General features: G+C 68.1%; 24 protein-coding genes. 9 read left to right on the top strand and 15 right to left on the bottom strand.

The genetic code is table 11. From position 1 onward, the window contains the following. Nucleotides 1-50 precede the first annotated feature (50 nt). On the bottom strand, nt 51-605 hold the full coding sequence (locus ACX9GQ_RS05795; RefSeq protein ID WP_459628606.1) for a hypothetical protein: 555 nt from the start codon (nt 603-605) through the stop codon (nt 51-53). A 5-nt stretch (nt 606-610) separates the two neighbouring features. Between ACX9GQ_RS05795 and ACX9GQ_RS05790 the strand changes: the two genes are divergently transcribed. Then, nucleotides 611-1,225: a Crp/Fnr family transcriptional regulator gene (locus ACX9GQ_RS05790; RefSeq protein ID WP_459628605.1), complete on the top strand. Its 615-nt coding sequence runs from the start codon at nt 611-613 to the stop codon at nt 1,223-1,225. A gap of 115 nt (nt 1,226-1,340) precedes the next feature. Beyond that, nucleotides 1,341-1,910 carry a DedA family protein gene (locus ACX9GQ_RS05785; RefSeq protein WP_459628604.1) on the top strand — a complete coding sequence of 190 codons (570 nt, stop codon included), beginning with the start codon at nt 1,341-1,343 and terminating at the stop codon, nt 1,908-1,910. Nucleotides 1,911-1,962: 52 nt separating this feature from the next. On the opposite strand, the gene ACX9GQ_RS05780 is transcribed toward ACX9GQ_RS05785, so the two are convergent. From ACX9GQ_RS05780 to ACX9GQ_RS05755, 6 genes are all read right to left on the bottom strand, one after another. Continuing rightward, nucleotides 1,963-2,616, bottom strand: a complete 654-nt coding sequence (locus tag ACX9GQ_RS05780) for a DsbA family protein (RefSeq protein ID WP_459628603.1) — start codon at nt 2,614-2,616, stop codon at nt 1,963-1,965. Further along, nucleotides 2,609-3,103: a disulfide bond formation protein B gene (locus ACX9GQ_RS05775; protein ID WP_459628602.1), complete on the bottom strand. Its 495-nt coding sequence runs from the start codon at nt 3,101-3,103 to the stop codon at nt 2,609-2,611. The genes ACX9GQ_RS05780 and ACX9GQ_RS05775 overlap by 8 nt, the downstream gene beginning before the upstream one ends. Before the next feature lie 97 nt (nt 3,104-3,200). Continuing rightward, a complete protein-coding gene (locus tag ACX9GQ_RS05770; protein ID WP_459628601.1) occupies nt 3,201-3,812 on the bottom strand; it encodes an SCO family protein in 612 nt (203 codons plus the stop codon). Beyond that, complete coding sequence (lspA, locus tag ACX9GQ_RS05765; protein ID WP_459628600.1) at nt 3,809-4,318, bottom strand: signal peptidase II; 510 nt, start codon at nt 4,316-4,318, stop codon at nt 3,809-3,811. Before lspA ends, ACX9GQ_RS05770 begins: the two co-directional genes overlap by 4 nt. Nucleotides 4,319-4,563: 245 nt before the next feature. Then, nucleotides 4,564-5,811: a nickel/cobalt efflux transporter gene (locus tag ACX9GQ_RS05760; protein WP_459628599.1), complete on the bottom strand. Its 1,248-nt coding sequence runs from the start codon at nt 5,809-5,811 to the stop codon at nt 4,564-4,566. 8 nt (nt 5,812-5,819) lie between these two features. Beyond that, a complete protein-coding gene (locus ACX9GQ_RS05755; RefSeq protein ID WP_459628598.1) occupies nt 5,820-6,092 on the bottom strand; it encodes a metal-sensing transcriptional repressor in 273 nt (90 codons plus the stop codon). A 75-nt stretch (nt 6,093-6,167) separates the two neighbouring features. Here ACX9GQ_RS05755 and ACX9GQ_RS05750 point away from each other — a divergent pair, with 75 nt between their 5' ends. From ACX9GQ_RS05750 to ACX9GQ_RS05740, 3 genes are read left to right on the top strand one after another with little or no spacing between them, the layout of a single operon-like run. Then, complete coding sequence (locus ACX9GQ_RS05750; protein ID WP_459628597.1) at nt 6,168-6,560, top strand: hypothetical protein; 393 nt, start codon at nt 6,168-6,170, stop codon at nt 6,558-6,560. Between the two features lie 36 nt (nt 6,561-6,596). Continuing rightward, on the top strand, nt 6,597-7,328 hold the full coding sequence (locus tag ACX9GQ_RS05745) for a HupE/UreJ family protein (RefSeq protein WP_459628596.1): 732 nt from the start codon (nt 6,597-6,599) through the stop codon (nt 7,326-7,328). Between the two features lie 11 nt (nt 7,329-7,339). After that, nucleotides 7,340-7,999: a transmembrane anchor protein gene (locus tag ACX9GQ_RS05740; RefSeq protein ID WP_459628595.1), complete on the top strand. Its 660-nt coding sequence runs from the start codon at nt 7,340-7,342 to the stop codon at nt 7,997-7,999. A 60-nt stretch (nt 8,000-8,059) separates the two neighbouring features. Here ACX9GQ_RS05740 and ACX9GQ_RS05735 read toward each other — a convergent pair whose 3' ends face one another. The 7 genes from ACX9GQ_RS05735 to ACX9GQ_RS05705 form a co-directional block, all read right to left on the bottom strand. Further along, on the bottom strand, nt 8,060-9,340 hold the full coding sequence (locus ACX9GQ_RS05735; protein WP_459628594.1) for a hemolysin family protein: 1,281 nt from the start codon (nt 9,338-9,340) through the stop codon (nt 8,060-8,062). A 435-nt stretch (nt 9,341-9,775) separates the two neighbouring features. Next, a complete protein-coding gene (locus ACX9GQ_RS05730) occupies nt 9,776-10,237 on the bottom strand; it encodes a DUF411 domain-containing protein (RefSeq protein WP_459628593.1) in 462 nt (153 codons plus the stop codon). Between the two features lie 247 nt (nt 10,238-10,484). Continuing rightward, on the bottom strand, nt 10,485-10,868 hold the full coding sequence (locus ACX9GQ_RS05725) for a hypothetical protein (RefSeq protein WP_459628592.1): 384 nt from the start codon (nt 10,866-10,868) through the stop codon (nt 10,485-10,487). A gap of 108 nt (nt 10,869-10,976) precedes the next feature. Continuing rightward, the gene (locus ACX9GQ_RS05720) at nt 10,977-14,147 is read right to left on the bottom strand and encodes an efflux RND transporter permease subunit (RefSeq protein ID WP_459628591.1); all 3,171 of its coding nucleotides are present in this window, start codon (nt 14,145-14,147) and stop codon (nt 10,977-10,979) included. Further along, nucleotides 14,144-15,493, bottom strand: a complete 1,350-nt coding sequence (locus tag ACX9GQ_RS05715) for an efflux RND transporter periplasmic adaptor subunit (RefSeq protein WP_459628590.1) — start codon at nt 15,491-15,493, stop codon at nt 14,144-14,146. The genes ACX9GQ_RS05720 and ACX9GQ_RS05715 overlap by 4 nt, the downstream gene beginning before the upstream one ends. Nucleotides 15,494-15,508: 15 nt before the next feature. After that, a complete protein-coding gene (locus ACX9GQ_RS05710; protein WP_459628589.1) occupies nt 15,509-17,182 on the bottom strand; it encodes an efflux transporter outer membrane subunit in 1,674 nt (557 codons plus the stop codon). A gap of 64 nt (nt 17,183-17,246) precedes the next feature. Then, nucleotides 17,247-18,284 carry an AraC family transcriptional regulator ligand-binding domain-containing protein gene (locus ACX9GQ_RS05705; RefSeq protein WP_459628588.1) on the bottom strand — a complete coding sequence of 346 codons (1,038 nt, stop codon included), beginning with the start codon at nt 18,282-18,284 and terminating at the stop codon, nt 17,247-17,249. A 175-nt stretch (nt 18,285-18,459) separates the two neighbouring features. On the opposite strand from ACX9GQ_RS05705, the gene ACX9GQ_RS05700 reads away from it, so the two are divergent. Genes ACX9GQ_RS05700 through ACX9GQ_RS05690 form a run of 3 tightly spaced genes read left to right on the top strand, consistent with a single transcriptional unit; the run spans nt 18,460 to nt 22,027 of the window. Beyond that, nucleotides 18,460-20,157: a SulP family inorganic anion transporter gene (locus ACX9GQ_RS05700; RefSeq protein ID WP_459628587.1), complete on the top strand. Its 1,698-nt coding sequence runs from the start codon at nt 18,460-18,462 to the stop codon at nt 20,155-20,157. A gap of 8 nt (nt 20,158-20,165) precedes the next feature. Next, complete coding sequence (locus ACX9GQ_RS05695) at nt 20,166-21,557, top strand: DUF2252 domain-containing protein (protein ID WP_459628586.1); 1,392 nt, start codon at nt 20,166-20,168, stop codon at nt 21,555-21,557. After that, nucleotides 21,557-22,027, top strand: coding sequence for a hypothetical protein (locus ACX9GQ_RS05690; protein WP_459628585.1), 471 nt, complete (start codon nt 21,557-21,559; stop codon nt 22,025-22,027). The genes ACX9GQ_RS05695 and ACX9GQ_RS05690 overlap by 1 nt, the downstream gene beginning before the upstream one ends. Before the next feature lie 19 nt (nt 22,028-22,046). Here the strand turns inward: ACX9GQ_RS05690 and ACX9GQ_RS05685 are convergent, their stop codons facing one another. Beyond that, entirely contained in the window at nt 22,047-23,717 is a 1,671-nt protein-coding gene (locus ACX9GQ_RS05685) for an arylsulfatase (protein WP_459628584.1), read from the bottom strand. A gap of 248 nt (nt 23,718-23,965) precedes the next feature. Here ACX9GQ_RS05685 and ACX9GQ_RS05680 point away from each other — a divergent pair, with 248 nt between their 5' ends. Beyond that, nucleotides 23,966-24,856 carry a hypothetical protein gene (locus ACX9GQ_RS05680; protein WP_459628583.1) on the top strand — a complete coding sequence of 297 codons (891 nt, stop codon included), beginning with the start codon at nt 23,966-23,968 and terminating at the stop codon, nt 24,854-24,856. Nucleotides 24,857-24,870 lie beyond the last annotated feature (14 nt).

The raw sequence follows: 24,870 nt of genomic DNA, 5'->3' as shown, positions 1-24,870 counted from the left end.
CGCTAATCGGTTACGCCGTTACGCCACGCGCCGACAAGTTGCAGCCCCGTTCACTGATGCGGATTCATGCCGCGCGCCAGCATCAGGTGGTGCTGCGAGTGGTGCATGCCACGCGTCATGATGCCAATGAAGCCGAGGCCGCGGATCTTCGTCGCATCGCCGACGCGAGGCGAGGTAACGGTGAGCGCGGCGCCGCCGGGGCGTTCCTCGGCGCTCATCCGCCAGCCCCCGGCGCCGTCCATCGTTGCCGCATGAGCTGAGACCATCCGGCGGATCGAACCCGTAACTTCACCATCCCCGCTGACTACAAACCGCGCTCCACCATCGACGGGCTCAGCGGCGACACGCGCCCGGAGGGTGACCGCGTCCATGTCGACAAGGTGCCGTCGGAGGGCCTCGATGTCGACCTTGCTCCAATCCGTCGTTGGGTCGGCCTCCAGCAGGGAAACAATCTCCTGAATGGCAGCGAAGGCGGACTGTCCGGGTTCGTGCGGCCCGCTCACGGCCGGTTGCGCTTGCGGCGGCATCGCATGATGCGCGTGCTGGGCGATCGCTGGGAGAGGGCCTGAGAGGGCAGCGGCGAGGACGAGGGCACGGGCGAGCATGGCGAATGGTCCTTGTGATCAGGCGGACATCTTGCCGCGTCGACAGGTCCGCGCGCATGATAGTGATCATGTCTGCATCCGCTTTCGAGGGTCTGCGCGTCCGCCGGCACGAGTACGCTCCAGGGCATGTCCTGTTCAGCCGTGGCCGACCAGTCCGCTCAATGCACCGCGTTGTTGAGGGCCTGGTCGAACTCGTTCGCCATGGCTCGGAGGGTCGGACACTGGTGCTGCAGCGTGCAGGCGCCGGTGCGATCGTGGCGGAGGCCTCGCTCTTTTCGGCCACATATCACTGCGATGCCGTGGTCAGGCGAACGAGCGTTCTCGAGAGCGTGAGCGCCGCCGACCTTCGGTCAAAGCTGAAGGAGCCACTCGTCGCGGAGATGTGGCTCGCGCGTCTCTCGCACGAGGTGCAGGCAACGCGCACGCGCGCCGAGATTCTCTCTCTGCGGACGGTGTCCGAGCGGCTATCCGCCTGGATGGATGTACACGGCCCCCTCTCGACGGATAGGCGATGGGTTGATGTGGCCGGAGAGATCGGTGTCAGTCCCGAAGCTCTCTATCGAGAGTTGGCGCGGCGGCGGTCCGCACGTCGCAGCAAACGGCCGACTGCGACGACGTAACGCGATCCTAGTTTCGGAGGATGTGACAGCCCAGGCATGCCGACCCGAACGCCGCAGCACCCTCGACGGAGACGCGGCCGGCGCTATCTCGCGTCCGGGATCCACGGAGGAGCACGTGACGGCAATCCTCGACCTCGTCGAAGCCTACGGCCCGTTCGTCTACGGCCTCCTCTTCCTGTACACGTTCGCCAAGAGCGGCGCCCTGCCCCTCTTTGCCGGCTATGCGGCACAGGCCGGGGCCCTCGACGCCGGTATCGTCGCCGGAGCGACCTTCGCCGGTGGCTACCTGGGCGATGAACTCAGGTTCTGGATCGCCCGGCGTCACGGCGCGGCGTGGCTGTCGCACCGCCCCCGGCTCAAGCCCCTCGTGGACCGCGCGACGTCGTTGCTGACGCGATACGGACGCGCCTACCTGTTCGCCTACCGGTACCCGAAGGGCCTGCGTACGGTCGGGGCTTTTCCCGTCGGCCTGACCGACATGCCGTGGCGGCGCTTCACCCCGCTCAACGCGGCATCGGCCGCGACCTGGACGGCCGTGATGGTCGGGCTCGGATACGGCTTCGGACCGATCATCGAGGAGGCGGTGCAGTCAGGGTTCGGCGTCGCGAGCGTCGTGCTGCTCGTGGCTTTCATTGCGGTCGCCGCTGTTCTCTGGCGACGTCGCGAACCGCGGGCTGCCGCGTGACGAACCGAGGGATCGCGGCAGGCGCCCCTCCGATGCCCCCGATCAACGCGTCCTACCTGACCTTCCGAGCTTCCTCGACTTCCTGGGCCACCAGCATGAACAGCTGCTGCGGGCCGAAGGTCGTCAAGGGCCTGCCGTTGACGAAGAACGTCGGCGTCCGCTCCACGCCGTTCGCCTTCACGTCGGCCACGTCCACGTCGAGGACGCGGTCGACCTGAGGAGCGACTGCCGCGACCCGCGCACGGGGTACGTCGAGGCCTGCGGCGCCGGCCAGGCTCCACGCCTTCTCCAGGTCGGGAGCGCCGTGGACGGCCCACTGCGGCTGTCCCTCGAGGAGCGCCTCCAGGACGGGCTCGAACCGCCCCTGCGCGCGCGCCGCTTCGAGGATTCGCACCGCGACGTCTGAGCCTTCGTGGAAGGGCGTGTAGCGGATCACGAGGCGCACCTCGTTCGGGAACGTGGCCATGATCCTCTTGACGATCGGATGGAAGGCCCGGCAGGCCTCGCACGACGGATCGAAGAACTCCACGATCGTCACCGGCGCTCCGGCGGGCCCGATGACGGGCGAGTGAGCCCTCACCAGCGTGGACGAGGCCGACTGTCCGCGCTCGGGCGGACGGCCGAAGCGGTCGTAGAGGACGCTGCCACCCACGAAGGCGGCGCCTGCGATCAGCGCCACGACGATGACGAGGAGGCGTCTAGACATTCGAATCCTTCCGGCCGACGACGAGGAGGAGAGCGCCAACGCCCGTGAAGGCGATGAGTGACAGGTAAGGGAGCGGGAGGCCGAGGATTGTCATGTCGGCGCCGGTGCAGGAGACCCCTTTCCCGCATGGCCTGATCGCCTCGGAGACGACGCCGGCGTAGAGCAGGGAATGGAAGCCGGCGACCAGCCAGCCCAGGACTGCGAGCGGCAGTGCGTAGCGCCAGACGCCGGCATCTCCGCGGAACGCTGCGACCGCGAGGATCACGGCGAGCGGGAACATGAAGACCCGCTGATGCCAGCACAGGTCGCACGGCGTCCGGCCCATGATCTCGCCGATGAACAGGGCGGCCAACGTCGCGGCGAGGGCGATGATCCACGCACAAAGGAGGCACCACGAGGCGGCGCCGCTGGTTGCGCGGTCACGGGGCGGCGGACCGCCGTCGAAGCGCGGAAACACGCCGTTCGGCGAGGCGGTTGGTCGGCTCATGGGCAATGTCCTGTTACATGGGGCCAAGCCTCATGCTCAGCGCGGGACCGGCCGGATGAAGTCTCCGTTTGCTCCGGGGCGCGGACGCGGTCGCCGTTCATGGCTCGCCACGCTGGACGAGCCGACGCGCCTTGGAGGCGATCGCCGCGGGCGTGTCGTGGGGGTCCAGGGTTCCGACGAGGCGCCCATCCTTATCCGCGAGCAGAACCGTCGCGGAGTGGTCCATGGTGTAGCCACCGCCCTCCAGGGGCTGCTTGCGATAGGTGACGTAGAACGTCTTCGCCATCGCCGCGAGTTGCTCCGGCGAGCCCGAAAGGGCGATGATCCGCGGGTCGAACGCGGTGAGGTATTCGGCGAGCACCTGCGGCGTATCCCGTTCCGGATCGACGGTGACGAAGACGACGGTCAGCCTGTCGGCATCGGCGCCGAGGTCCTTCAGGAGGGTCGTCATGGTCATCAGGGTCGTGGGGCAGACGTCGGGGCAGTGGGTGAAACCGAAGAACCACGCCGTCGGCTTGCCGAGGTAGCTGCGCTCGTCGACCGCCCGGCCTCGGTGGTCGGTCATGGTGTAGGGCTTCACGAGGGATACGCCGGGCCCGAGCGGGGTGCCGGGAGCCGTCGGGCCCGGCCAGAACCACAGCACACCCGCGCCGGCCAAAGCCACGGCCACGAGGGCCCACAGCGTGACTCTGAGGGTTCGCAGGCTCATGAGTGGCCCCGGGCGGAGGTCGCCACCATGGGCTGGCGTGCGCGGAAAACGGCGTCCGCGAAGATCATGGCGCAGCCGCCGACGATCGCGATATCGGCGCCATTGAAGGTGGGCCAGTGCAGCCCGCCGGCATGGAGATCGATGAAGTCCGTGACGGCGCCCCGACGCCAGCGATCGACCGCGTTGCCGAAAGCTCCGCCGGCCATGAGCGCGAGCCCGACCCGCTCCACGGAAGTGCGAGCGAGGGTCGCCCAGACGAGCAGTCCGAGCGACAGGCACGCGGTGACGAGAGCCACGACCCCGGGATGGGCAGCGAGCATGTCCTGGAACATCCCGAAGCTGACGCCGGGATTGAACGACAGGGTCAGGTTCAGGAAAGGCGTCACCGGCACCGGAGACGGGTCCGCCTCGAACCGGTCGAGGATCAGACCCTTCGACCACTGGTCCCCGGCGAGGACGGCGGCGGACAGAAAAACGGCGGCGCCGGCGACGCGAACCTGAACCATGCAAGAGCCCTGCAACGTGAATCGTTGCCGGGGCGTAGCATCTCTAGCGGCTAGAGGAGCAAGGGGTGTTCCCGCACGTTGGCGGCGGTCAATCATTCATGTTCTGACGAACAGGCTGAACTGAAAGCGCTGAACGCTTCCGGCAGGGGGCAGCCATCGTCAGCATAGTCCTGCCATCGTCGTGGAAGTTTGGCTTGCCATGGGCTCCCTGTCGTCTCGCGAGATCGTCTTCATCGCGCCATGGGTCATGTGAGGGCGCTCAGTCCGTGGATCGCGACGTAGACTCCCACGGCCGCGATGAGCCCGCCGGAGACGTAGGGCGCCCTTGCGGCCACGGTCGAGAACCAGCTCACACGCTCGCGGACCTTCCGGGCGCTGATGGCAGCGACGGCACCGACGGCGACGAGGGTGATCGCGAGGCCGATCGAGAAGCAGAGGACCAGCACCGCGCCGAGGGTGAACTCCTTCACCTGCAGGCACAGCAGCAGGACGGTGATGGCCGCCGGACAGGGGATGAGCCCGCCCGTGAGGCCGAACAGGATGATCTGCCCGTTGGTGACGGGGCGGTTGGCGAAGCGGCGGCGGATGTCGTTGGCGTGCGCCAGCGCGTGTGGGTCCTGGTAGTCGTCGTCGGTCGCCCGTAGCCCGCGCAATTCGTCGTGGATCGGGTCGTGCCGGTTCGTTCCGTTGCCAAAGACGAGGTCGTAGTCGTGACTGTGCCCGGCGTGGCCAAGGCTGAGGCGGACCATGAAGTCGTGCGGCTCCGCCACGGGATCGTTGCTCTCCAGGAAGCCGTCGCGCTGGTGGAAGCTGATGAACTTCTTGATCGTGCCGTCGGGCCGCTCGATCTCGATCGTCACTTCCGCTGGCGACCAGACATGACCGCTGACGCTTCGGACCCGCCAGTGGCCGCCATCTGCACCGCCAAGGCTCAGGGCAACGAGGCCGTGGCCGCTGTCGATCAGGCGCTCATCGGCCTCGTCGACACCGCTGTCGTCCTCGTGCCGGGAGGCGGCGACGCCGTACCCCCCATGGTGCCCGTGCCCGCCGTGATGACCATGCCCGCCATGGTGGCCGTGACCACCGTGATGGCCGTGACCGCCATGGTGGCCCCGACGGCCTGCTCCTGCCGCCATCAGCGCGCGGCGTTTGTCGTCGTATGTGCGCCACACCATCCATAGCCCTATCGCCACGATGATGACGCCGGAGATCAACTGGAACCACGGCTCGAACGTCTCCGGCGCGGTGCCACGCCACAGGTACATTCCACCGAGCGCGATCGCCCATACGACGGCAGTGTGGGAGATCGTCGCCGCCACGCCGAGCATGACCGCCTGCAGGACGGTGCCTCTGATCGCGACGATGAACGCCGCCATCATGGTCTTCGAATGCCCGGGCTCCAGCCCGTGGAGAGCCCCGAGCAGTATCGCGCTTGGGACGAAGAACCATGCGTTGGCGGCACCCTGCTGGAGCAGTTCGGCGAAGGAGGGCATGGGCTGCCTCAGAGGTACTTCGTGATGTCGCGGAACTCGTCGATCGTGCGGCGCTGTTCGCGTGGCAGGGGACCGACGAGGTCTTCCAGACAATGGTCGAGGTGATCGCGGATCAGCGTCTTCTTCGCCTCGGAGATCGCCTTCTCCACCGCGTGGAGCTGCTGCGCGATGTCGAGGCAGGGGCGACCCTGTTCGATCATCTCGACGATGCTGCGAAGGTGCCCGTCCGCGCGCCGGAGGCGCTTGACGATGTCGGGGTGACTGTGGTGTCGCTTGGTCATGATCACGACCTATCCCCCCGGTGGGGATGACGTCAACACGTTAACCCCTATCTCGACCAAGACGTGCTACCCGGGATGTCGATGATTCGCGTCACGATGACCCTTGCGAGAGCCTGCTTTGCTCTGCTTCTGGCGGTGGCGATCGTCCTTTCGCCGCCGGCGATGGTCGCGCCCGTCGTCGCGGCCCAGAGCGACATGGCAACTGGCGACGTGCATCCGGACACCCCCCATGGTCATCACGGCCACGTCCACGCGTTCGACGACGAGGACGCCCCCGGCAGCAAAAGCCACGACCCGCTGGACCATTCTCACGAGCCCGGCACGATGCCGGCAGCGTCCACGGCGACGACCGCATCCCCCCTTCGGATGCAGACGGCCATCCCCGACGAGGTGAGGTCCGGCATGCGGCCGATCGGGATCGAGCGACCTCCGCGCGACGGCGCATCCGGTTCGATCCGCGCGTCCTAGCGACGCAACGCATCCCTTCGTTCAAAAGGTTTCCGCATGCCCAACCTCGTTCGGGCGGGCTGGAGCACGTTCGCGCCCCGTGGGGGCCCCATCGTCCTCCTCGCCGTCCTTCTATCCCTGTCCTTCTCCCTCGACGCGCTCGCCCACGCGGTCGCCGAAGGGGACAAGGGCTACATCCAGGAGATCACGGGGGTTCACTTCATCCCCTTCATGTACCTCGGCGCCAAGCACATGATCACCGGATACGATCATCTGCTATTCCTCGCCGGGGTGATCTTCTTTCTCTACCAGCCGAAGCACATCGGCCTTTACGTCACGCTGTTCGCGATCGGCCATTCGACGACGATGATCATCGGCGTCTACTTCGACATCTCGGTCAGTTCCTACATCATCGACGCGATCATCGGCCTGTCGGTCGTCTACAAGGCGCTCGACAACATGGGCGCCTACCAGCGGTGGTTCGGGTTCCAGCCGAACACCAAGGCGGCCACGTTCATCTTCGGCCTGTTCCACGGCTTCGGCCTCGCCACGAAGGTGCAGGAATACGACATCGCGCCGGACGGCCTGCTCACCAACCTCATCGCCTTCAACATCGGCGTGGAGGTGGGGCAGCTCCTCGCGCTGGCCGCGATCCTGATCGCCATCAGCTTCTGGCGACGGACCGACAGCTTCTGGAAGCACGCCTACACCGCCAACGTCGCCATGATGACCGCCGGCTTCGTCCTCACCGGGATGCACCTGACCGGCTACTTCGTTTCCCAGACCTGAGGTTCCAGACCATGTACAACTCAGACATCCCGAGCCGCGCGGAGCTTCCGTCGACGCGGCAGCTCATCCGCTCGACGATCATCGCCCTGATCTCGGCCATGACCATCCTCGTGACGATCGTCATGCCGGCCGAGTACGCGATCGACCCGACGGGCGTCGGCCGTCTGCTGAAGCTCACCGAGATGGGCGAGATCAAGAAGCAGCTCGCCGCCGAGGCGGAGGCGGATCGCATCAAGGACCAGCAGTCCAGCGCCGGCGGGCAGCGCTCCAACATCGACCTGCTGCGCCAGATCGGGCAGTGGCTCGTGCCGTCCGCGGTAGCGGGCGAGCGGATCGTCGTCGCGCAGGCGACGCGCACCGACGAGACCGTCATCACGCTGAAGCCTGCCGAAGGCGTGGAGTACAAGATCGAGCTGCCAAAGGGCGGTCAGGTCCAGTACCGCTGGACGGTGAGCGGCGGCGTCGTCAACTACGACATGCACGGGACACCGAAGGGCGGCGGCAAGGAGAGCAGCTACAAGTCCGCCCGCGGCGTGCCGGGCGACGAGGGCACGCTCGCAGCCGGCTTCGACGGCACCCACGGGTGGTTCTTCCGCAACCGCGGCTCGCAGCCGGTGACGATCACGCTGCAGACCACCGGGGCCTACGCGGAGATCCGCAAGGTCATGTGAGGTTGGGCTCCCGTCGCCCGGTGCGGCGGGAGCACCCCACCAGCGGAGCGATGGCGTGCCTTAGGTCGCGCGTGTGACGAGCACCTTGTCGATCCGGCGGCCATCGAGATCGACCACCTCGAAGTGCCAGCCCAGGACGGTCGTGGCGTCGCCGGTACCGGGCAGCCTGCCCATGGCGTTGATCACGAAGCCGGCGACGGTCTCGTAGCCCCGCTGGTCGGGAAGCGTGACGCCCAGTTTCTCCGCCATCTCGTCGGCGGGCATGTAGCCTGCAAACAGCCAAGACCCGTCCGGACGCTGGTATGCCTCGGGCTCACCGATCCCCTCGTCCGACCGGAAGGCGCCGGCGATGGCGTCCAGAACGTCGGCCGGCGTGACGATGCCTTCGAAATGCCCGTACTCGTCGTGGATGAGGGCGAGCGGAACCTCGGCGTGGCGAAGCACCGTCAGCACCTGCAGCGCGTCCAGCGTGTCGGGAATGACGGGCGCCACCTTCAGGTGCCTTCGAACGTCGAGCCGCTCGCCGCGCAGCAGCGGCGGCAGGAGATCCCGCACCTGGACGACACCGATCATGTTGTCGGGATCGCCCTCGCAGACCGGCAGCCGCGCCCGCGTCGACTTGACCAGCGCCGCGCGCAGGGTCGCCTCGTCGGCGGAAAGGTCAAGCCACTCGATGTCGGTGCGGGGCGCCATGAGGGCCCGGACGGGACGGTCGCCGAGGCGCAGGACGGCGGAGATCATCTCCCGTTCCTCGCCCTCGATCACGCCAGCCGACTGCGCCTCCGCCACGATCGTCCGGATCTCCTCCTCCGATACGGCGTCGTTGCCCTCCTCCCGCAGGCCAAGGATGCGAAAGATCAGGCGCGTCGAAGCGTCCAGGGCCCACACGACGGGCGCGGCGCTCCGCGAGACCACCAGCATCAGCGGCGCGACGGCACAGGCGATGCCCTCGGCGTTGCGCAGGGCAAGGTTCTTCGGCACCAGTTCGCCCACCACGACGGACAGGTAGGTGATGACGCCGATGACCGTCGTGTAGCCGAGCGCCTCCGCCACCGTCGTCGAGATCGGGAAGCGCTCCGCGAGGATCGCCGAGAACGCCTCGCCCAGCGCCGCGCCCGAGAATGCGCCCGCGATGACGCCGACGAGGGTGATGCCGATCTGCACGGTCGACAGGAACCGTCCCGGATCATCGGCGAGCGCGAGAGCCGTGGCGGCGCCGGGTCGCCCAGCATCCGCCATGGCCTTCAACCGGACGCGACGCGCCGAGACGATGGCGAGTTCGGAGAGCGAGAAAAGCCCGTTCAGGGCGATGAGAACAGCGGCGACGATGAGTTCGAACACGAAGTCTTCGAGCCGGACCAAGCAAGGGCAGCCGGCTCATCCTTCTTCTATTGCGAGGTTGGTAAGGTGGCGGTCGGTGCCACCGTCGTCAATCGAACATCCGCCTGAGGATCGCGGAGGCCTGTCGCTGTCCATCGGGCGCCCGCATCGCGGCAGCAGCCACGGGAGCCTTGGCTTCATCTTGCAGGACTGGCGTAACTCCCTCGGACCGCCATCGCCCCTCTGGCTCCAGGACCGATGACGCTTCAGGACGCTGCTCCGTTCAGGGTGCCCGGAGCCTGGCAGCCTTCGTCCACGTCAGGGCACCGTGGGTGCGGGTGGGATCGGCGAGGGTCTCGATGTCCTGGCAGTCGGAGGCACGGCCGGGGGCGTTGGCAGGCTGGTCAACGGGTCCTTCAGACCGCCCGTTCGCCTCCGTCCCCTGTCCTGCCCCCGCTAGATTCGCTGCCCGCCCCTATAGCGGGCATAGATGGACTGTCCGCTTCCGAAGAGCACGACCGGATAGACGTCGGGACGTGCTCCGGGGACCTCCATGCCAGGCGAGCCGACGGGCATGTCAGCCACGGCAAGTCCAAGCGCACGGGGCCGCTCCGCGAGCAAGCGGATGATCTCGGCGGCTGGAACGTGACCTTCGATCACGTATCCGTCGACTTCGGCGGAATGGCAGGACGACAGCGCCGCCGGAACCCCCAGCCGCAACTTGATCGCGTCCATGTTCGTCTCGGTCAGCACGTCGACGGGAAAGCCCGCAGCACGGACATGTTCGACCCAGCCCGTGCAGCAACCGCAGTTGGGATCCTTGTGGACGCGCATGGGCGGCAGGCCGGCCGCCCAGGCGGAGCGGGACAGCAATGTTGCGCCGAGCGCGGCCAGCGCGGTCCTGCGGCTTAGGCTCATCGATTCACTCCAGAATGGGCACTGCTTCGGATTGGGCGCGGATGATTGAAGCAGGAGTGGGCTCGGGCGTCACGACCCAGTCCTCACGAGGCGCCTTGGTACCATCGAATTCCCTGGCCGACGGCGGCGACAGCCCCTCAGGCCGCCTGCGTGCGGAGGATGGAGCAACGCCCATGGTCCTGAGCATCGAGGCCGGCGGCGCGCCGTCCCGCGAATTGCTCCAGCCTCCCGTTCGGGATGGAGTCCATCAGTAGATCAGCGGGTTGAAGCCCCACATGCCGTAGTCGAAGGCGAAGGACTGGTTCATCATCGCCGTCATCTGCTGTTCGTTGGCCAGGTTCTGCTGGAAGACCATCTGGCGGTAGGTCTGCCACGCTTGCTGGTTGCCGACGTAGAGGCAGCCGCAGATGGTCGGGTCGGCGTAGATCCAGACGGGCTGCCCGTTGTTCGTCTGCTGGACGAACCGGTGCGGCGGGAGCGTCCGTATGGCGGTGATCTTCTCCGGCGTGTCGGCGGGGCGCATCTGGAAGCCGGCGGCCGAGAGCATGTTCTCCTTGTCCTGGACCGCCGTCTGGCAGGCAGCGGTCGCGAGGATAACGAAGCCGAGGACGAGGGGCTGGAGGGCCTTCATGGGATCGACCTTTCGATGGTGCTCCCGCCTGACGTCAGGGACGGGCAGCCGCAACGGATCATCAGCCGGGGCCCAGCAATCTGCCTGACGCCGGCGCGAGCGCCGGCGTCACGCTTCCGACGCGGCCGGTACCGGGGTGGGTGAAGCAGCCGGCGTCGCCGGCTTCCTCCTCTCGTCGAGCCTCTGGAGCAGCACGAAGAATGCGGGGACGAACACGACGGCGAGGCAGGTGGAGGCGATCATCCCGGAGAAGACGCTGAGGCCCAGCGAGCGGCGTCCGTTGGCACCCGCGCCGGTCGCGAACACGAGCGGCAGCACGCCGAGGATGAAGGCGAAGGACGTCATCAGGATCGGCCGGAAGCGCGTCTTCGACGCCGCGATGGCGGCCTCGATGATCGGCTTGCCCGAGAGCCTCTGCTCGCGCGCGACCTCGACGATCAGGATGCCGTTCTTGGCGGACAGCGCGATCAGCAGCATCAGGCCGATCTGCGTGTACAGGTTGTTGGCGACCCCGAGGGCCGTGAGCGCGGAGGCCGGTCCCACCAGCGCGAGCGGAACGGCGGCGATCACCGCGAGCGGCAGCAACCAGCTTTCGTACTGGGCGGCGAGCACGAGGTAGACGAGCAGCACCGACATGGCGAAGCCGACATAGAGGAGGTTGCCGGTCGCCTTCTCCTGGTAGGACATGGCCGTCCAGCTGGTGCCGACGTCCTTGGGAAGGGCCCGCGCCGCGGCCTCTTCCATCGTCGCCATGGCCTGCCCCGAACTGAAGCCGGGACCCGGCGAGCCCATCACGGTCGCCGACGGGTACAGGTTGTAGAGCGTGATGATCGACGGCCCGACCTGCTGCGCGAGCGACGCCACGCTGGCGAGCTGCACCATCTGGCCGGTCTTGCTGCGCACGTAGAGGTTCAGGAGATCGTCCGGTTGCAGCCGGAAGGCAGCGTCGGCCTGGACGTAGATCTGCAGCGACAGGCCGAACTTGTTGAACTGGCCGACATAGGTGGAGCCGACATAGTCGGTGAGGACGGCGAACACGTCGCCGACGTCCACTCCCATGGCTTCCGCCTGCAGGCGATCCACGTTGAGCGCAACCTGCGGGACGTCGGGCCGGAACGTGGTCAGGAGGCGCTCGACGGAGGGGCTCTTGCGCGCCTCGGCGATGAGCGCCTCGGTCGACTGCATCAGGCGCCCGTAGTCGAAGCTGCCGCCGAGAAGCTGCGTCTGCATCTGGAAGCCGCCGGCGTTGCCGATGCCCTGAATGGGCGGCGGCACCACGACGAAGGCGCGCCCCGAGGCCAGCGTGTCGAGGCGCTTCTGCAACTCGCGCAGGATCGACAGGATGTCCTCGTGGCCCGCCTTCTTGCGGGCTTCCCAGTCGTCGAAGATGACATAGTTGACGCCGCCATTGGCCAACGTCGCGCTGTTGTCCAGCACGGAAATGCCGGCGATGGTGATCACGTCCTTCACGCCCGGCGTCGCCAGCGCCATCTTCGTCGTCTGGTCGAGTGCGTCGACGGTGCGCCCCAGCGCGGCGCCGTCGGGGAGTTGCACGGCGATCAGCGCGTAGCCCTGGTCCTCGTTGGGGATGAAGGCCGTCGGTAGCCGGGCGATTCCCCAGACCGCGCCGGCCGAGATCAGGATGCCCGCGAGCACGACCGCGGTGCTGCGCTTGACCAGCCCGCCCACGAGCCGGACATAGGCGTCCTCGCCGCGGCCGTAGACGGCGTTGAAGCCGCGGAAGAAGACGTTGCGCTTCTCCGGCGGGACCGGCTTGCGCAGGAAGCGGGCGCTCTGCGTCGGGCTGAGCGTCACCGCCATGATCGCGCTGATCAGCGCCGTCGCCGCGATGACCATGGCGAACTGCGCCAGCATCTTGCCCGTGAGGCCGGGCAGGAAGGCCGCCGGCAGAAAGACGGACATCAGCACCAGGGTGATGCCCAGGATGGGTCCGATCAGCTCCTTCATCGCGTCGACGGCCGCGTCGTGGCCGGACTTGCCCTCCTCGATCTGGCGCGAGACGGACTCGACGATGACGATGGCGTCGTCGACGACGATGCCGATGGCCAGCACGACGCCGAAGAGCGTCGACAGGTTGATCGTGAAGCCCAGCGCCGACATCCCCGCGAAGGACGCGATGATCACGACCGGGATCGTCGTCGCCGGCACGAGCGTGGCTCGCAGGCTCTGCAGGAACACGAGGATGACGATGAGGACCAGGATGCCGGCCTGGTAGAGCGTCGTGTACACCTCGTCGATCGACGCCTTCACGAAGAGCGTCGTGTCGAAGGGGATCCCGTAGCGCAACCCCTGCGGGAAGCGGGCGGAGAGCTCCCTCATTTTCTCCGACACAGACTGGCCGACCTGCAGCGAATTCGCCTCGGGCGTCTGGTAGATGGCGATGCCCGCCGCCGGCCTGCCGTTGCGCAGGAACTGCTGCGCGTAGGTCTGGGAGCCGAGTTCGACACGCCCCACGTCGCTCACCTTGACGAGGCGGCCGCCGCCGGCCGTTTCCGTCTTCACGATGATGTCGGCGAAGGCGGCCGGGTCGCTCAGCCGGGACGCGATGTCGAGCGTGTACTGGAAGTCCTGCGTGGCAGGAGCCGGGGGAAGGCCCGTCTGCCCCGGCGACACCACCTGGTTCTGGTTGCGGAGCGCGTTGATGACGTCCGACGGCACCATGCCGAAGGACTGCAGCTTGCCGGGGTCGAGCCACACGCGCATGGCGTAGCGACCCGCACCGAACACGTTGACGTTGCCGACACCGGGTAGCCGGGCCAGTTCGTTCACGAGGTTGATGGTCGCGTAGTTCGTCAGGTACAGCGAGTCGAACGTCCCCGTCGGGGAGTCCAGCGTGACGATCTGCAGGATCGCGGTCGACTTCTTCTGGGCCGACACGCCCTGCGCCTGCACCGGGAAGGGGAGGCTCGCGAGCACGTTCGAGAGCCGGTTCTGGACGAGGACCTGCGCCGTGTCCGGGTCCATGCCGATGCGGAAGGTCACGGTGAGCGTGTAGGTGCCGTCCGAGGCGCTCGTCGACTGCATGTAGAGCATGCCGTCGACGCCGTTGATCTGCTGCTCGATGGGGAGCGCGACCGTGTCGATGACCGTCTGCGGGCTCGCGCCGGGATATCGCGCCGTCACCTGCACGGTGGGGGGCACGATGTTCGGATACTGGGAGACCGGCAGCGTGTAGACCGCGACGGCACCGATGATGACGAGAATGATGGCGACGACGTTGGAGAGGACCGGATGCTCGATGAAGAACTTCGACATCACTGGCTTCCGAAGGTCGCGGCCTGGTCGATCGGGATCAGCTTCGGCGCGACCTTGAGCCCCGGCGTCGCACGCCACAGGTCGGCGATGACGATGCGGTCATGCGGGCCCACGCCGCCGACGATGCGGAGCCGATCGACGAGGTCGCCGGGCTTCACGTAGCGCTGCTCGATCGTGTTCTGGGCGTTGACGACGAGCACGTAGCGACCGCCCTGGTCGGCCTGGATGGCGCGGTCGGGCACCATGACCGCGTCGGGGATCACCTTGCCCCGCGGCAGCCGGATGCGGACGGCCTCGCCGGGCAGCAGGGCGCGGTCGGGGTTCGCGACGACGCCGCGCACCATGATCGTGCCCGTCTGGGTGTCGATGCCCGGCGCGATGTACTCGACGAAGCCGCGCATGTGGAACGACGGCACGCTTTCGATCCCGACGTCGACGGGAACCTTCAGGAGCTCCTGCTGCGTCAGGCGGCGAGGACCGATGTTCTCGCGGATCTTGATCAGGTCCTGCTCGCTCACATTGGCGACGACATAGATCGGATCGAGTTGCACGATCTCGCCGAGGTTCGGCGGCTGGCCTGCTCCGCCCACCATGGCGCCGACGTTGACGAGGGCCTTGCCCATCTGCCCGGCGAACGGCGCCCGCACCTCCGTGTAGCTCAGGTTGAGACGGGCGATCTCGGCCTGCGCGCGCGCCGACGCCAGCTCGGCCTCGCTCTTGCTCGCCTGGAAGTTCCAGTTGTCGACGACGACCTGCGCAGCCGCTCCCCGCTTCTGCAGCGCGGCGTAGCGTTCCACTTCCCTGCGGGCGTAGGCCAGGGCCGCCTCCGTGGCGCGCACCTGCGCCTCGGCCTGCGCCAGCTGGGCCTTGTACTGGGCCTGCTCGATGGTGAAGAGCAGCGCTCCCTGATCGACCGTCTGCCCATCGGCGAAGTGAACGTCCTCGAGGAAGCCCGGGACCCGAGCGACCAGTTTGACGCTGTTCACGGCCGCGGAGGTGCCGGTGAGTTCGATATGCTCCTCGAAGCGCTGAACCTTCGGGTAGGCAACCGGGATCTGCGGCAGAGCCGGGGCCGGCTGTGCAGCAGGCGGGGCCGCGGCCGGCGCAGGAACCGACGGCGCGGCAGCGGCCGGAGGGGCGGGCTGGGCTGGGGACGATGGCGCCGCAGGAGCCGGTGGCACGGGGCGAACGGGTGTCGCCGCTGGAGCCGTGCTCGGCGCAGGCGTGCGGTCGAACAGACGCTGGAACCAGTTCTCCGCCCGGACCGGGGAACCAGCCGTCATGACGGCACCGGCGAGGAGCCAGGCTCCGCAGGTCGGCCAGACGATCCGTCCAGAAGCGTTGCGCATCGCGAGCGGCTCCTCTCAAAAGTCCGGCGGTCGTACCGTCGGCCCCCGATCCTGTGGGCCGGGAAGGCCGGGCGCGGCGTCGGGCACCCGACCATTCGTGTCGAGGAGCCCGCCCCAGTCGGTCCGCTTGCGCATCTCCTCGGCCACGGCGGGCGGGACGAAGCCCTTGCCCTCGCGCGCCTGCCATCCTCCGCCGACCGCGCGGTAGATCGCGACCACGCCGGTCGACACGCCGCCGCTGGCGACGGCCAGGTTGTTCTGCGTGCCGTAGAGGCTCTGCTGGGCCTGCAGGACGGTCGTGAAGTCACGCGTTCCGCCCTGGTACTCCAGGATCGCGATGTCGAGCGCCTTCGCCGCCGACGTCGCGCTGCGCCGCAGGGCCTCCGCCTGCACGCGCGACAGGGTGAAGGCGGCGATGCCGTTCTCGACGTCGGCCTGGGCCTTCAGCACGGTGTTCTGGTAGTCGACGATCGCCTGCTGCAGGGCCGCGTCCTGCAGGCGAACCTTGTTGGTGATCTGGCCGTAGTTCAGCAGGTTCCACTGGAAGGACGGCCCGAGGGCGTAGGTCATCCCGGCGTTCTTGACGACCTGGTTCAGGTTGGCGCCGTTGACGTTGCTCGCCACGCCGCCGAACGAGCCGCTGATGCTGATGGCCGGATAGAGTTCGGCCACCGCGACGCCGACCTGCGCGCTCTGCGCGGCGACCCTGAGTTCCGCCGCCCGGATGTCCGGCCGTCGGCGGAGGAGGTCCGCGGGGATGCCGATGCGCACCTGCGACGGAGCCGCGGGGATGCGGCCGGTGCCAGACGCCATGAGAGCTTCGAGAGGCTTGGGTTCCATGCCCAGCAGGACGCGCAGGGCGTTCTGGCCGCGGCGGAGCTGGATCCCCAGTTCGGGGATCGAGGCCTCGGTGGTCGCCAGGATCGTCTCGGCCTGGAGCACGTCGAGCTCGCTGCTGGCGCCCTCCTTGAAGCGATCCCGCGCGATCCGCAGGACCTCCCGCGACTTCACCACGTTGGCCCGCGCGATGATGATCTGCCGTTCGAGCGTCCGGATGCCGATGTAGGTCGACGCGACGTCCGCGAGCATCGTGACGAGCACGTCGTCATAGGTCGCGATCGATGCGAGGTAGGCCGCGTCGGCCGATTCCACGCCGCGCCTGAACTTGCCCCAGAAGTCGAGTTCCCACGCGACACGGACGCCGAGCGAGTCCCGCCAGTAGTTCTTGAGGCCGCTGGCCGCGGTGGGATCGGCCTGGCTCGAACGGCTGAAGCCGATGGAGCCGTCCGCCGACTGCTGCTGCGGAAAGACCTCGCCAACGGCGATTCCCAGTTCCGCCCGCGCCTGGAGGACGCGGGTGCCAGCGCTCAGGAGCGTGAGGTTCTCCGCCTGCGCCGTCGCCACCAGCCTGTCGAGCGTCGGATCGTGAAAGCCCCTCCACCACGCGGCCGTCGCGTTGGGAGCGCTCTTCAGCGAGGCCTCCCGCCATTCCAGCCAAGTCGGCGCGACCTTGGCGGCGGGGGTCGTGAAGTCGGGTCCGACGGCACATCCTGCGAGCAGCAGCACCGACACCAGCGGCGCGGCCCGCAAGGCCGTCACGCGCGCCGTTCGCGCCTTCTCGTTCAACGCCCAAGCCACGCCTGCCCGCCCCGCGCCCGTGCGGCTCGACCCCGACGCCGCACGCTCCATCGTTAAGGCTCCGGTCGGGCCGCGACTTGATATTTCGCGACAACCTGACCGAAAGACGGGGGCTTCAGGCACCGCCGGGAGGATGGGAGGGACCTGTCCACGCTGGCCGTGAGGCGCGCCACTCCTGCGCACCCACGCCCGCCCAGCGACGGAAGGCATGGGCGAAGGCGGCTGCTTCGGAATAGCCCAGCCACAATCCAATCTGGGTCACCGAGAGACCCGTTCCCTCAAGAAGTTCTCGCGCCACGTCATACCGGACCTCGTTGAGCAACGAGCGGAAGGTCAGGCCTGCATCCTGCAGCCTCCGATTGAGGGTCCGCGGATGGATGGCCAACCGGCCCGCGAGCGAAGCCAGGTCGGGCGTCCCGGAGAGCACCATCGACCGGAGCAGCCGGCGCGCCATATGCGGCACGCTGGGTTCGCGCAGAGCCCAATAGGACCGCGCGGCCTCTTCGAGGGCAGCACGGCGCATCGGATCAGCCCCGCGAACGGGCCTGTCCAGCTGGGCGGCGGAGAAGACGAGTCCGGCCTCGCCGGTGCCGAACCGGACGGGAGCACGAAAGAGCTTCTGATAGATCGCCGGCTCGACCGTCGCCGGCCCCGGCATCAGAACCTCGAGGGGCTCGCCGGCCCCGAGTTCCTGCGAAAAGCGGGACCCCGCAGCGATGGCGCCTTCGGCGAGGATCCGCCCCGTGCGAAACCCGGGCTGATAGACGGCGTAGCCGATCGTGACGGTCTCGCCCCCGTCGGCGACATAGACGACGGACCCCCGGACATAGCGGTGCTGGTTCTCCGCGAGGTCCTCCATGGCCCTGCGGATCGTTGGCGCGTGGCGCATCAGGTCGCCGACGAGCCCCAGAGACGAGAGGGATGAACGCTGCCCGGTGAGAAGGCCGATATGCGGCGCCTTGGCGATGCGGACGGCCTCCGCGAGCAGGCGGTCCAGTTGCTCGAAGGGAAGCTGATTGTCCTCGCGCGCGATGGCAGCGGCCGGGATTCCCGCCGCCGCAAGCACGGCGCCGGCCTCGACACCGAGATCGGCGAGAGCCTCAGGCAGTCGCGCGAGAACGCCGACACGCTGGAATCCTGCGTCCGCGTCCATTCGGTCCCCACGGCGGCAGCGAAAGCTCGGCCATTCAAGCGCGAGTTTCCGTGTCCTGTCGAGATCGCGCGAATGCTGACCGGCGGGCAGCGCGGGCCTGTCCGAAACGATCAAGCTGCGGGTCATGTGCAGGCCTATCGTCCACGATCAGGGAGCCGGACGGGGAGGGCAGCGCTTGGAGACTCCGGAGACAACGGGCGACGCGCCCACTGCCTTCTTCCGCCTGATGCAGGGGCTGCTGCCGATCCGGCCATCCGATGTTCCTCGCGACGTCCTCGCCGGCGTCACCCTCGCGGCGCTCGGGATTCCCGAGGTCATGGGCTACACGAAGATCGCGGGCACGCCCGTGGTCACCGGCCTCTACACCATCCTGCTCCCCCTGATCGTCTTCGCGATCCTCGGCAGTTCGCGGCACCTCGTGGTCGCCGCCGACTCGGCGACGGCAGCGATCCTCGCGGGTACCCTCACCGGGGCCGCGGCGCTCGGCAGCGCGCACTACGTCGAACTCACTGGTCTCACGGCCCTGCTCGTCGGCATCATGCTGTTCGCCGCGCGCCTGCTCCGTCTCGGCTTCCTCGCGGACTTCCTGTCCCGCAGCGCGCTGATCGGCTTCCTCACGGGTGTCGGCGTGCAGGTGGCGATCGGAGAACTGTCTGGCCTCATCGGGCTGGAGAAACAGGGCCACGGCAGCGCGGAGCAGCTGCTGTCCTTCCTTCGTCGGCTGGGCGAGTTCCACCTGCCGACCCTTCTCGTGGTCGTCGGCGTCCTGGGGACGATCATCCTCTTCGAGCGCTTCGCGCCCAAGGTTCCCGGCGCCCTGATCGCCGTGATTGGGGCCATCGCATCGAGCGCGCTCTTCAACCTGCAGGACAAGGGCATCAAGGTCATCGGCGCCGTCCCCAGCGGCCTGCCGCACCTGACGCTCCCGACGCTCGACATGGGCTCGCTCTCCGTCGTCGCGACGGCGGCGGCTTCCTGCTTCGTGGTCGTGCTCGCCCAGAGCGCGGCGACCTCCCGTGCCTACGCCAACCGCTACAACGAGCGCTTCGACGAGAACACGGATCTCGTCGGCCTCGCCGGGGCGAACGCCGCGGCCGCCCTCACCGGCACCTTCGTCGTCAACGGCAGCCCGACCAAGACCGAGATGGTGGACGAGGCGGGCGGACGCAGCCAGCTCACGCACCTGACCACCGCCGTCATCGTGCTGATGGTCCTGCTCTTCCTGACCGGTCCGCTCAGCCTCCTGCCGGCAGCCGTACTCTCGGCAATCGTCTTCCTGATCGGCGTGAAGCTCGTCGACTACAACGGCCTTTCCGAGCTGTTCCACGTGCAGAGGGACGAGTGGGTTGTCGCGGTCATGACGGCCCTCGTCGTCGTCGGCCTGGGAGTCATGGACGGCATCCTCGCAGCCGTCCTCCTGTCGCTGATCGCGCACGTCCGCCATAGCTACAGGTTGCGGACGCGGCTTCTTGTGCCCGACGGACGTGGCGGTTTTGCCGAGCAACCCGTCACCCCGGACCATCAGGCGGCGCCGGGGGTCTTCGTCTACCGGTTCGAGGCCGACGTCTTCTACGCCAACTGCGGGCGCTTCACCGACGAGGTCCTTCGGCTCGCCGGGAGGGCGGGCACGACGACGGTCATCATCGACGCGTCCGGCATCGACTCGATCGACTTCACGGCCGCCAAGGCCCTCATGCAGTTGCACGCCGAACTGGAGAGGCGCGGCGTGCGGATGATCGGCGTTGCCGTCAATGACGATGTGGCACAGGCCATGGACCGGTACCGCAAGTCGGAGGGTCCGAACGGCCGCCTGTTCTCGTCCGTCGACGCCGCGCTGCAGGACGCCATCGAGACGTCCGGGGCAGGGAGATGAAGGATCCGGTGACAGGCTCCCGCGGAACGCCGGACGAGGGCTTGCTGCGAGGCCGTGGCGTCTTCGCCGAACGGCTCGCAGCGGGACGGGAGTCCCGCAGGCGCGTCACCCGAGCGAGCCTCGCGGCTTTCCCCGCGCCGGACCGGGACGTCCTCGAACTCCTGACTCGCTCGAACGAGGGGCGGCTCCTGGAGTTGATCCCTGTCCGTACCGCGCGGATGCTGGTATCTCCCCTGTCGTTCTTTCGCGGCGCCGCGTGCCTGATGGCCCACGATCTCTCGCCGCTGCCGCGCACCGAGATCGTCTGCCAGATCTGCGGCGATGCGCACCTTTCGAACTTCGGCTTCTACGCCAGCCCCGAGCGCCGCATTCTCTTCGGCCTGAACGACTTCGACGAGACCCTGCCGGGGCCGTTCGAATGGGACGTGCGCCGCCTCGCCGCCTCCTTCGCGATCGCAGGCCGGATGTACGGGCTGGGCAAGCATGCCCAGAAGCACCTCGCCATGCGGGCCTGTGCCACGTTCGTCAACGAGGTTTCCAAGCTGAGCACGATGGGCGTCCTTGCCGTCTGGTACCAGCAGTTCACGGCGGCCGGCATGGTGGCGATGGCCGGAAAGAAGAAGGTTCGTCAGGCCGAAGAGACCGAGATGAAGCGTGCGCGCCATTCCACGTCGGCGGCCCTCGCCGGGCAGGACACCGAGGTCGTCGACGGGCGGCTGCGCATCCGAGAGGAGCCGGACCACATCTACCACTATCCAGGGTCGACCCGAAGGAGGCAGGAGTTCGACCACGTCGTCCGGGATTTCTTCCGGCACTACCGGAACAGCCTGCCGGACGAGCGCAGAACACTCTTCGACCGCTTCGAGCTGGTCGACGTCGTCGTCAGGGTGGTTGGCGTCGGATCGGTGGGCACCCGATGCTACGAGGCGCTGCTGATGGCCGACGGGCAGACGCCCCTCTTCCTCCAGATCAAGGAAGCCAGGGCCTCCGCCCTCGAGGAAGGACTCGGGCCCAGTGCCTACGGCAACCACGGGGAGCGGGTGGTGGCAGGACAGCACCTCCTGCAGGGCGCCAGCGACGTCTTCCTCGGCTGGGCCCGCTCCTCGTCCGGCATCGACTTCTACGTCCGCCAGCTCCGCGACATGAAGGGCGCCTTCGACCCGCTGGAGATCGGCAAGGCGGCCCTTCACGACTATGCCGACGCGTGCGGCACGGCGCTCGCCAGGGCGCTCGCAAAGGCCGGCGACGCGGTCGCGATCCGCGGTTATGTCGGCAAGTCGGACGCCTTCGCGGAGGCCATGGCCGACTTCGCGGTCGCGTACGCGGATCAGAACGAACGGGACTACGAGACACTTCAGGGCCTGCGCAAGGCCGGACGCATCGCAACGGACGACCGTTGATGAGCGAAGGTCCCGAACCCTTCTACGTCACGTCGTTCGAGGAGATCGCCTGGGGTCTTGTCCTCATGGCGCTGACGCTCGTGATCCACGGAATCGGGACGACATGGGCGATCCTCTGGACGCGGGCTCCCGCGCCGAATGGTCCGTCGCCCGGCTGGCGGGACCTCGTCCGCATCATCGTGCTGGCGGAGCTGCTCGTCCTGATCCACCTGCTGGAGGTCGTCTTCTGGGCGGGCTTCTTCTTCTGGAAGGGGAGCTTCGCCAACGTCAGCATCTCCTACTACTTCGCCCTGCTCGAATACACGACCGTCGGGAGCGACTATAACCTTCCCTCACGCTGGCGCCTGCTGGAAGGCATGATCGCCATCAGCGGCCTCCTGACCTTCGCCTGGTCCACCGGCGTTCTCATGACGGCGGTACAGACCGCGCAGGACCGCCGGGTGGCCGAGCGTCTCGCCAGGCGCGAGTGACCGGCGTCGTCAGCGACTGCTACCTGGCACTGGCGGGGCATACCGGCGATGCGTCGGGGATGATGACTCCGTTGGCCGCCGCATACGTGTCCCAGTCCCTCAGCAGGCGGCTCCTCACCCGCGGTTCCCTGGCGCTCAGGTCGCGCGTCTCGCCCGGGTCTCGGGCGAGATCGAAGAGCTGCCAGTCCCCCGTCCCGGCGGGCGGGCACATCCACAGCAGCTTCCAGTCGCCCCGACGGACGAAGCGGTTGCCGAAGAGTTCGCCGGCGATCGGCCCGCCCCGCTTCCTGACCGCGCCGCGCGCATCGTCCAGCACGGGTTGCAAGGCGCGGCCCTGCAAGGGCAGCACCGGACGGCCTTCGAACGTCGCGGGATGCGCGACGCTCGCTGCCTGCAGGATGGTGGCCGGCACGTCCGTGACATGGCTCAGTGCCGCCGAGATGCGACCACCCCCGACGACGCCCGGGCCGGCGACGATCATCGGAGCGCGGATCCCGCCTTCCGACTCGTAGCCCTTGAACATCCGGAAGGGCCCGGCGCTCACCTGCGCCCACGCGGCGCCGTACTGGATGAATGTCCCCTTCGTTCCCCAGTCCTCGAAGCGGCTGTTGTCCCAGGGTGCGCCGATCCCCGCGGACGTACCCTCGGGGCCGTTGTCGGACAGCACGATGAAGAGCGTGTCGTCGTAGAGGTTCCGGTCGCGCAGGTAGCGCACGAGCCGGCCGACGTTCCAGTCGAGGTGCTCCAGCATCGCGGCATAGAGTTCCATCCTGCGTGCCGACTGCCTTTTCGCCTCCGGCGTCAGGGTGTTCCAGGCAGGGATGGTCGGCAGCCGCGGATAGACCGTCGCGTTCTCGGGCAGCAGCGAAAGGCGCTTCATCCGCTCGATGCGGGCGGCTCTCGTGGCGTCGTAGCCCGCGTCGTAGCGGCCGCGAGCCCTGTCCAGCCAGTCCGGCGGCAGCTGGAAGGGATCGTGCGGCGCCTGGAAGGCGAGGTAGGCGAAGAACGGCCGTCCGTCCGCGCGCTGTTCCTCGATGTTGTCGATGATGGCGTCGGTATAGTCGACGCTGGAGTGGAAGCCCGGCCTCAGCTCGGTCAGGACCTTGCCGTTGCGCGTGTAGAGCTGCTTCTCGCCCTTCGCGCCCCACATGTCGTCGAAATGGCTTCCGCCGCCGGGGATCAGCGTGAGGTCACGCTCGAACCCCCGAGCCGCCGGAAACTGGCCGGGCTCCTCGCCCATGTGCCATTTGCCGGCCATGTAGGTGTGGTAGCCGGCCTGCCTCAGCAGGGCCGCGACGGGCGCCACCCGCTGGTTGAGGTGGCCCTCGTAGCCGGGTCGTCCCTTCTGGTTGGGGGCGGTGAACTCCGCCATGTTGCCGAGCCCGGCAAGGTGGTTGTCCACCCCGGTCAGCAGCATCGAGCGAGTCGGCGAGCACGTCGGGCCGACGTAGAAGTTCGAGAAGCGGACGCCCACGGCGGCGAGGGCATCGATGCTGGGCGTGGCGATCTCACCGCCGAACGCGCCGAAGTCGGCGTAGCCGGCGTCGTCCGCGACGATGAGCACGATGTTGGGCGGCTTCGGTTGTGCGCTCCCCGGCGAGGTCAGTCCCGCAGCGGCGATAATGGAGAGGCCGAGAAGGCCAGCCGCCCGCCGCCATCCTATCGGGCGCCCCTTTCCTCGTGCCAGCACGGATGTTCTCCCACAGAATCCACGCCCGCCACGGTTCGGGACGCCTGCGGCGCTGTAAATGGGTGGTCCTACGGATGCCCGGCGGCAGAACCGCCTTTCGAGGCGATCGTTCGAGCGGAACCGGCCTGGGGAACCGTTGCAGTTTCCCGCGCCGTTGTTGCGCGGTGAACACGAACAGGACGCCCGGCACGGCGTAGGCTCAGCATGGTGACAGGAAGGCGCCCGCGACGCGGGTTCGGGAGGGGTCGATGCGGGGCATCAGGGCGGCTGCGGCACTGGCGGGGTTGATGGGCTGGGCGGTGCCCGGGTGGGCCGCCGACCTCCCGGCGCCGGCCCCGGCGGCCGCGCCGCAGGTTCCGGTGGTGGACATGGGCTGGACCTTCCGCGCCACGCCCTACGCCTGGCTCACCGCGCTGAACGGGACCCAGACGATCAAGGGCCGCACCATGGACGTGAACGCGTCCTTCGCGGACATCGTCGACAACACGATCGGCGACGGCGGCACCCTCGTCGCGCTGATGCTGGACATGGAGGCGCGCTACGGGAAGTTCGCCCTCCTGGCCGACGTCATCGCCGAGAGCATCTCGATCGACAAGTCCGGCTTCAAGACGCGCGGCGTGACGCCGGGCGTCACCGGCACGCTGGGCGCCGGCCTCGACATGCAATACCAGATGGCCATCGTCGAGGCAGGCGGCGCCTACGAGGTGGGGCAGATCGGCCCCGTCGCCTTCGACGTGCTGGCGGGGGCGCGCTACTGGTACCAGAAGATCGACGCGACGCTCGATCTCAACGGAACGGTCGACCTCGGCAATCTTGTCGTGGAGGGTGGACGCGTCGTCGCGCGGTCGGGGTCCGTCGACTGGATCGACGCCTTCGCCGGCGCACGCGCCCGCGTCTCCATCGCGCCGAACCAGCATCTCGAACTGCGCGGCGACCTCGGTGGCGGCGGCAGCAAGTTCACGTGGAACGCGCTGGCCGCGTACGCCTACGACTTCACCACCAGGAACGGCGTCACCTATTCCGGGGTGATCGGCTACAAGGCGCTCTACGTCGACTACGTGCAGGGCGAAGGCCGCAACCGGTACGAGTTCGACATGGTGCAGCACGGCCCGGTGCTGGGCCTGAGCATCCGGTTCTGATCGCGTATCGCGGG

Source organism: Alsobacter sp. R-9, assembly GCF_054612375.1.
Note: the sequence above shows the minus strand (reverse complement) of the source record. Positions and strands in the feature narration are given on the sequence as shown.

Coding starts and splice junctions, on each gene's coding strand:
- ACX9GQ_RS05795 (WP_459628606.1), bottom strand. CDS start 605: ATGCTCGCCCGTGCCCTCGTCCTCGCCGCTGCCCTCTCAGGCCCTCTC.
- ACX9GQ_RS05790 (WP_459628605.1), top strand. CDS start 611: ATGGTCCTTGTGATCAGGCGGACATCTTGCCGCGTCGACAGGTCCGCG.
- ACX9GQ_RS05780 (WP_459628603.1), bottom strand. CDS start 2,616: ATGTCTAGACGCCTCCTCGTCATCGTCGTGGCGCTGATCGCAGGCGCC.
- ACX9GQ_RS05775 (WP_459628602.1), bottom strand. CDS start 3,103: ATGAGCCGACCAACCGCCTCGCCGAACGGCGTGTTTCCGCGCTTCGAC.
- ACX9GQ_RS05770 (WP_459628601.1), bottom strand. CDS start 3,812: ATGAGCCTGCGAACCCTCAGAGTCACGCTGTGGGCCCTCGTGGCCGTG.
- lspA (WP_459628600.1), bottom strand. CDS start 4,318: ATGGTTCAGGTTCGCGTCGCCGGCGCCGCCGTTTTTCTGTCCGCCGCC.
- ACX9GQ_RS05760 (WP_459628599.1), bottom strand. CDS start 5,811: ATGCCCTCCTTCGCCGAACTGCTCCAGCAGGGTGCCGCCAACGCATGG.
- ACX9GQ_RS05755 (WP_459628598.1), bottom strand. CDS start 6,092: ATGACCAAGCGACACCACAGTCACCCCGACATCGTCAAGCGCCTCCGG.
- ACX9GQ_RS05750 (WP_459628597.1), top strand. CDS start 6,168: ATGTCGATGATTCGCGTCACGATGACCCTTGCGAGAGCCTGCTTTGCT.
- ACX9GQ_RS05745 (WP_459628596.1), top strand. CDS start 6,597: ATGCCCAACCTCGTTCGGGCGGGCTGGAGCACGTTCGCGCCCCGTGGG.
- ACX9GQ_RS05740 (WP_459628595.1), top strand. CDS start 7,340: ATGTACAACTCAGACATCCCGAGCCGCGCGGAGCTTCCGTCGACGCGG.
- ACX9GQ_RS05730 (WP_459628593.1), bottom strand. CDS start 10,237: ATGAGCCTAAGCCGCAGGACCGCGCTGGCCGCGCTCGGCGCAACATTG.
- ACX9GQ_RS05725 (WP_459628592.1), bottom strand. CDS start 10,868: ATGAAGGCCCTCCAGCCCCTCGTCCTCGGCTTCGTTATCCTCGCGACC.
- ACX9GQ_RS05715 (WP_459628590.1), bottom strand. CDS start 15,493: ATGCGCAACGCTTCTGGACGGATCGTCTGGCCGACCTGCGGAGCCTGG.
- ACX9GQ_RS05710 (WP_459628589.1), bottom strand. CDS start 17,182: ATGGAGCGTGCGGCGTCGGGGTCGAGCCGCACGGGCGCGGGGCGGGCA.
- ACX9GQ_RS05705 (WP_459628588.1), bottom strand. CDS start 18,284: ATGGACGCGGACGCAGGATTCCAGCGTGTCGGCGTTCTCGCGCGACTG.
- ACX9GQ_RS05690 (WP_459628585.1), top strand. CDS start 21,557: ATGAGCGAAGGTCCCGAACCCTTCTACGTCACGTCGTTCGAGGAGATC.
- ACX9GQ_RS05680 (WP_459628583.1), top strand. CDS start 23,966: ATGCGGGGCATCAGGGCGGCTGCGGCACTGGCGGGGTTGATGGGCTGG.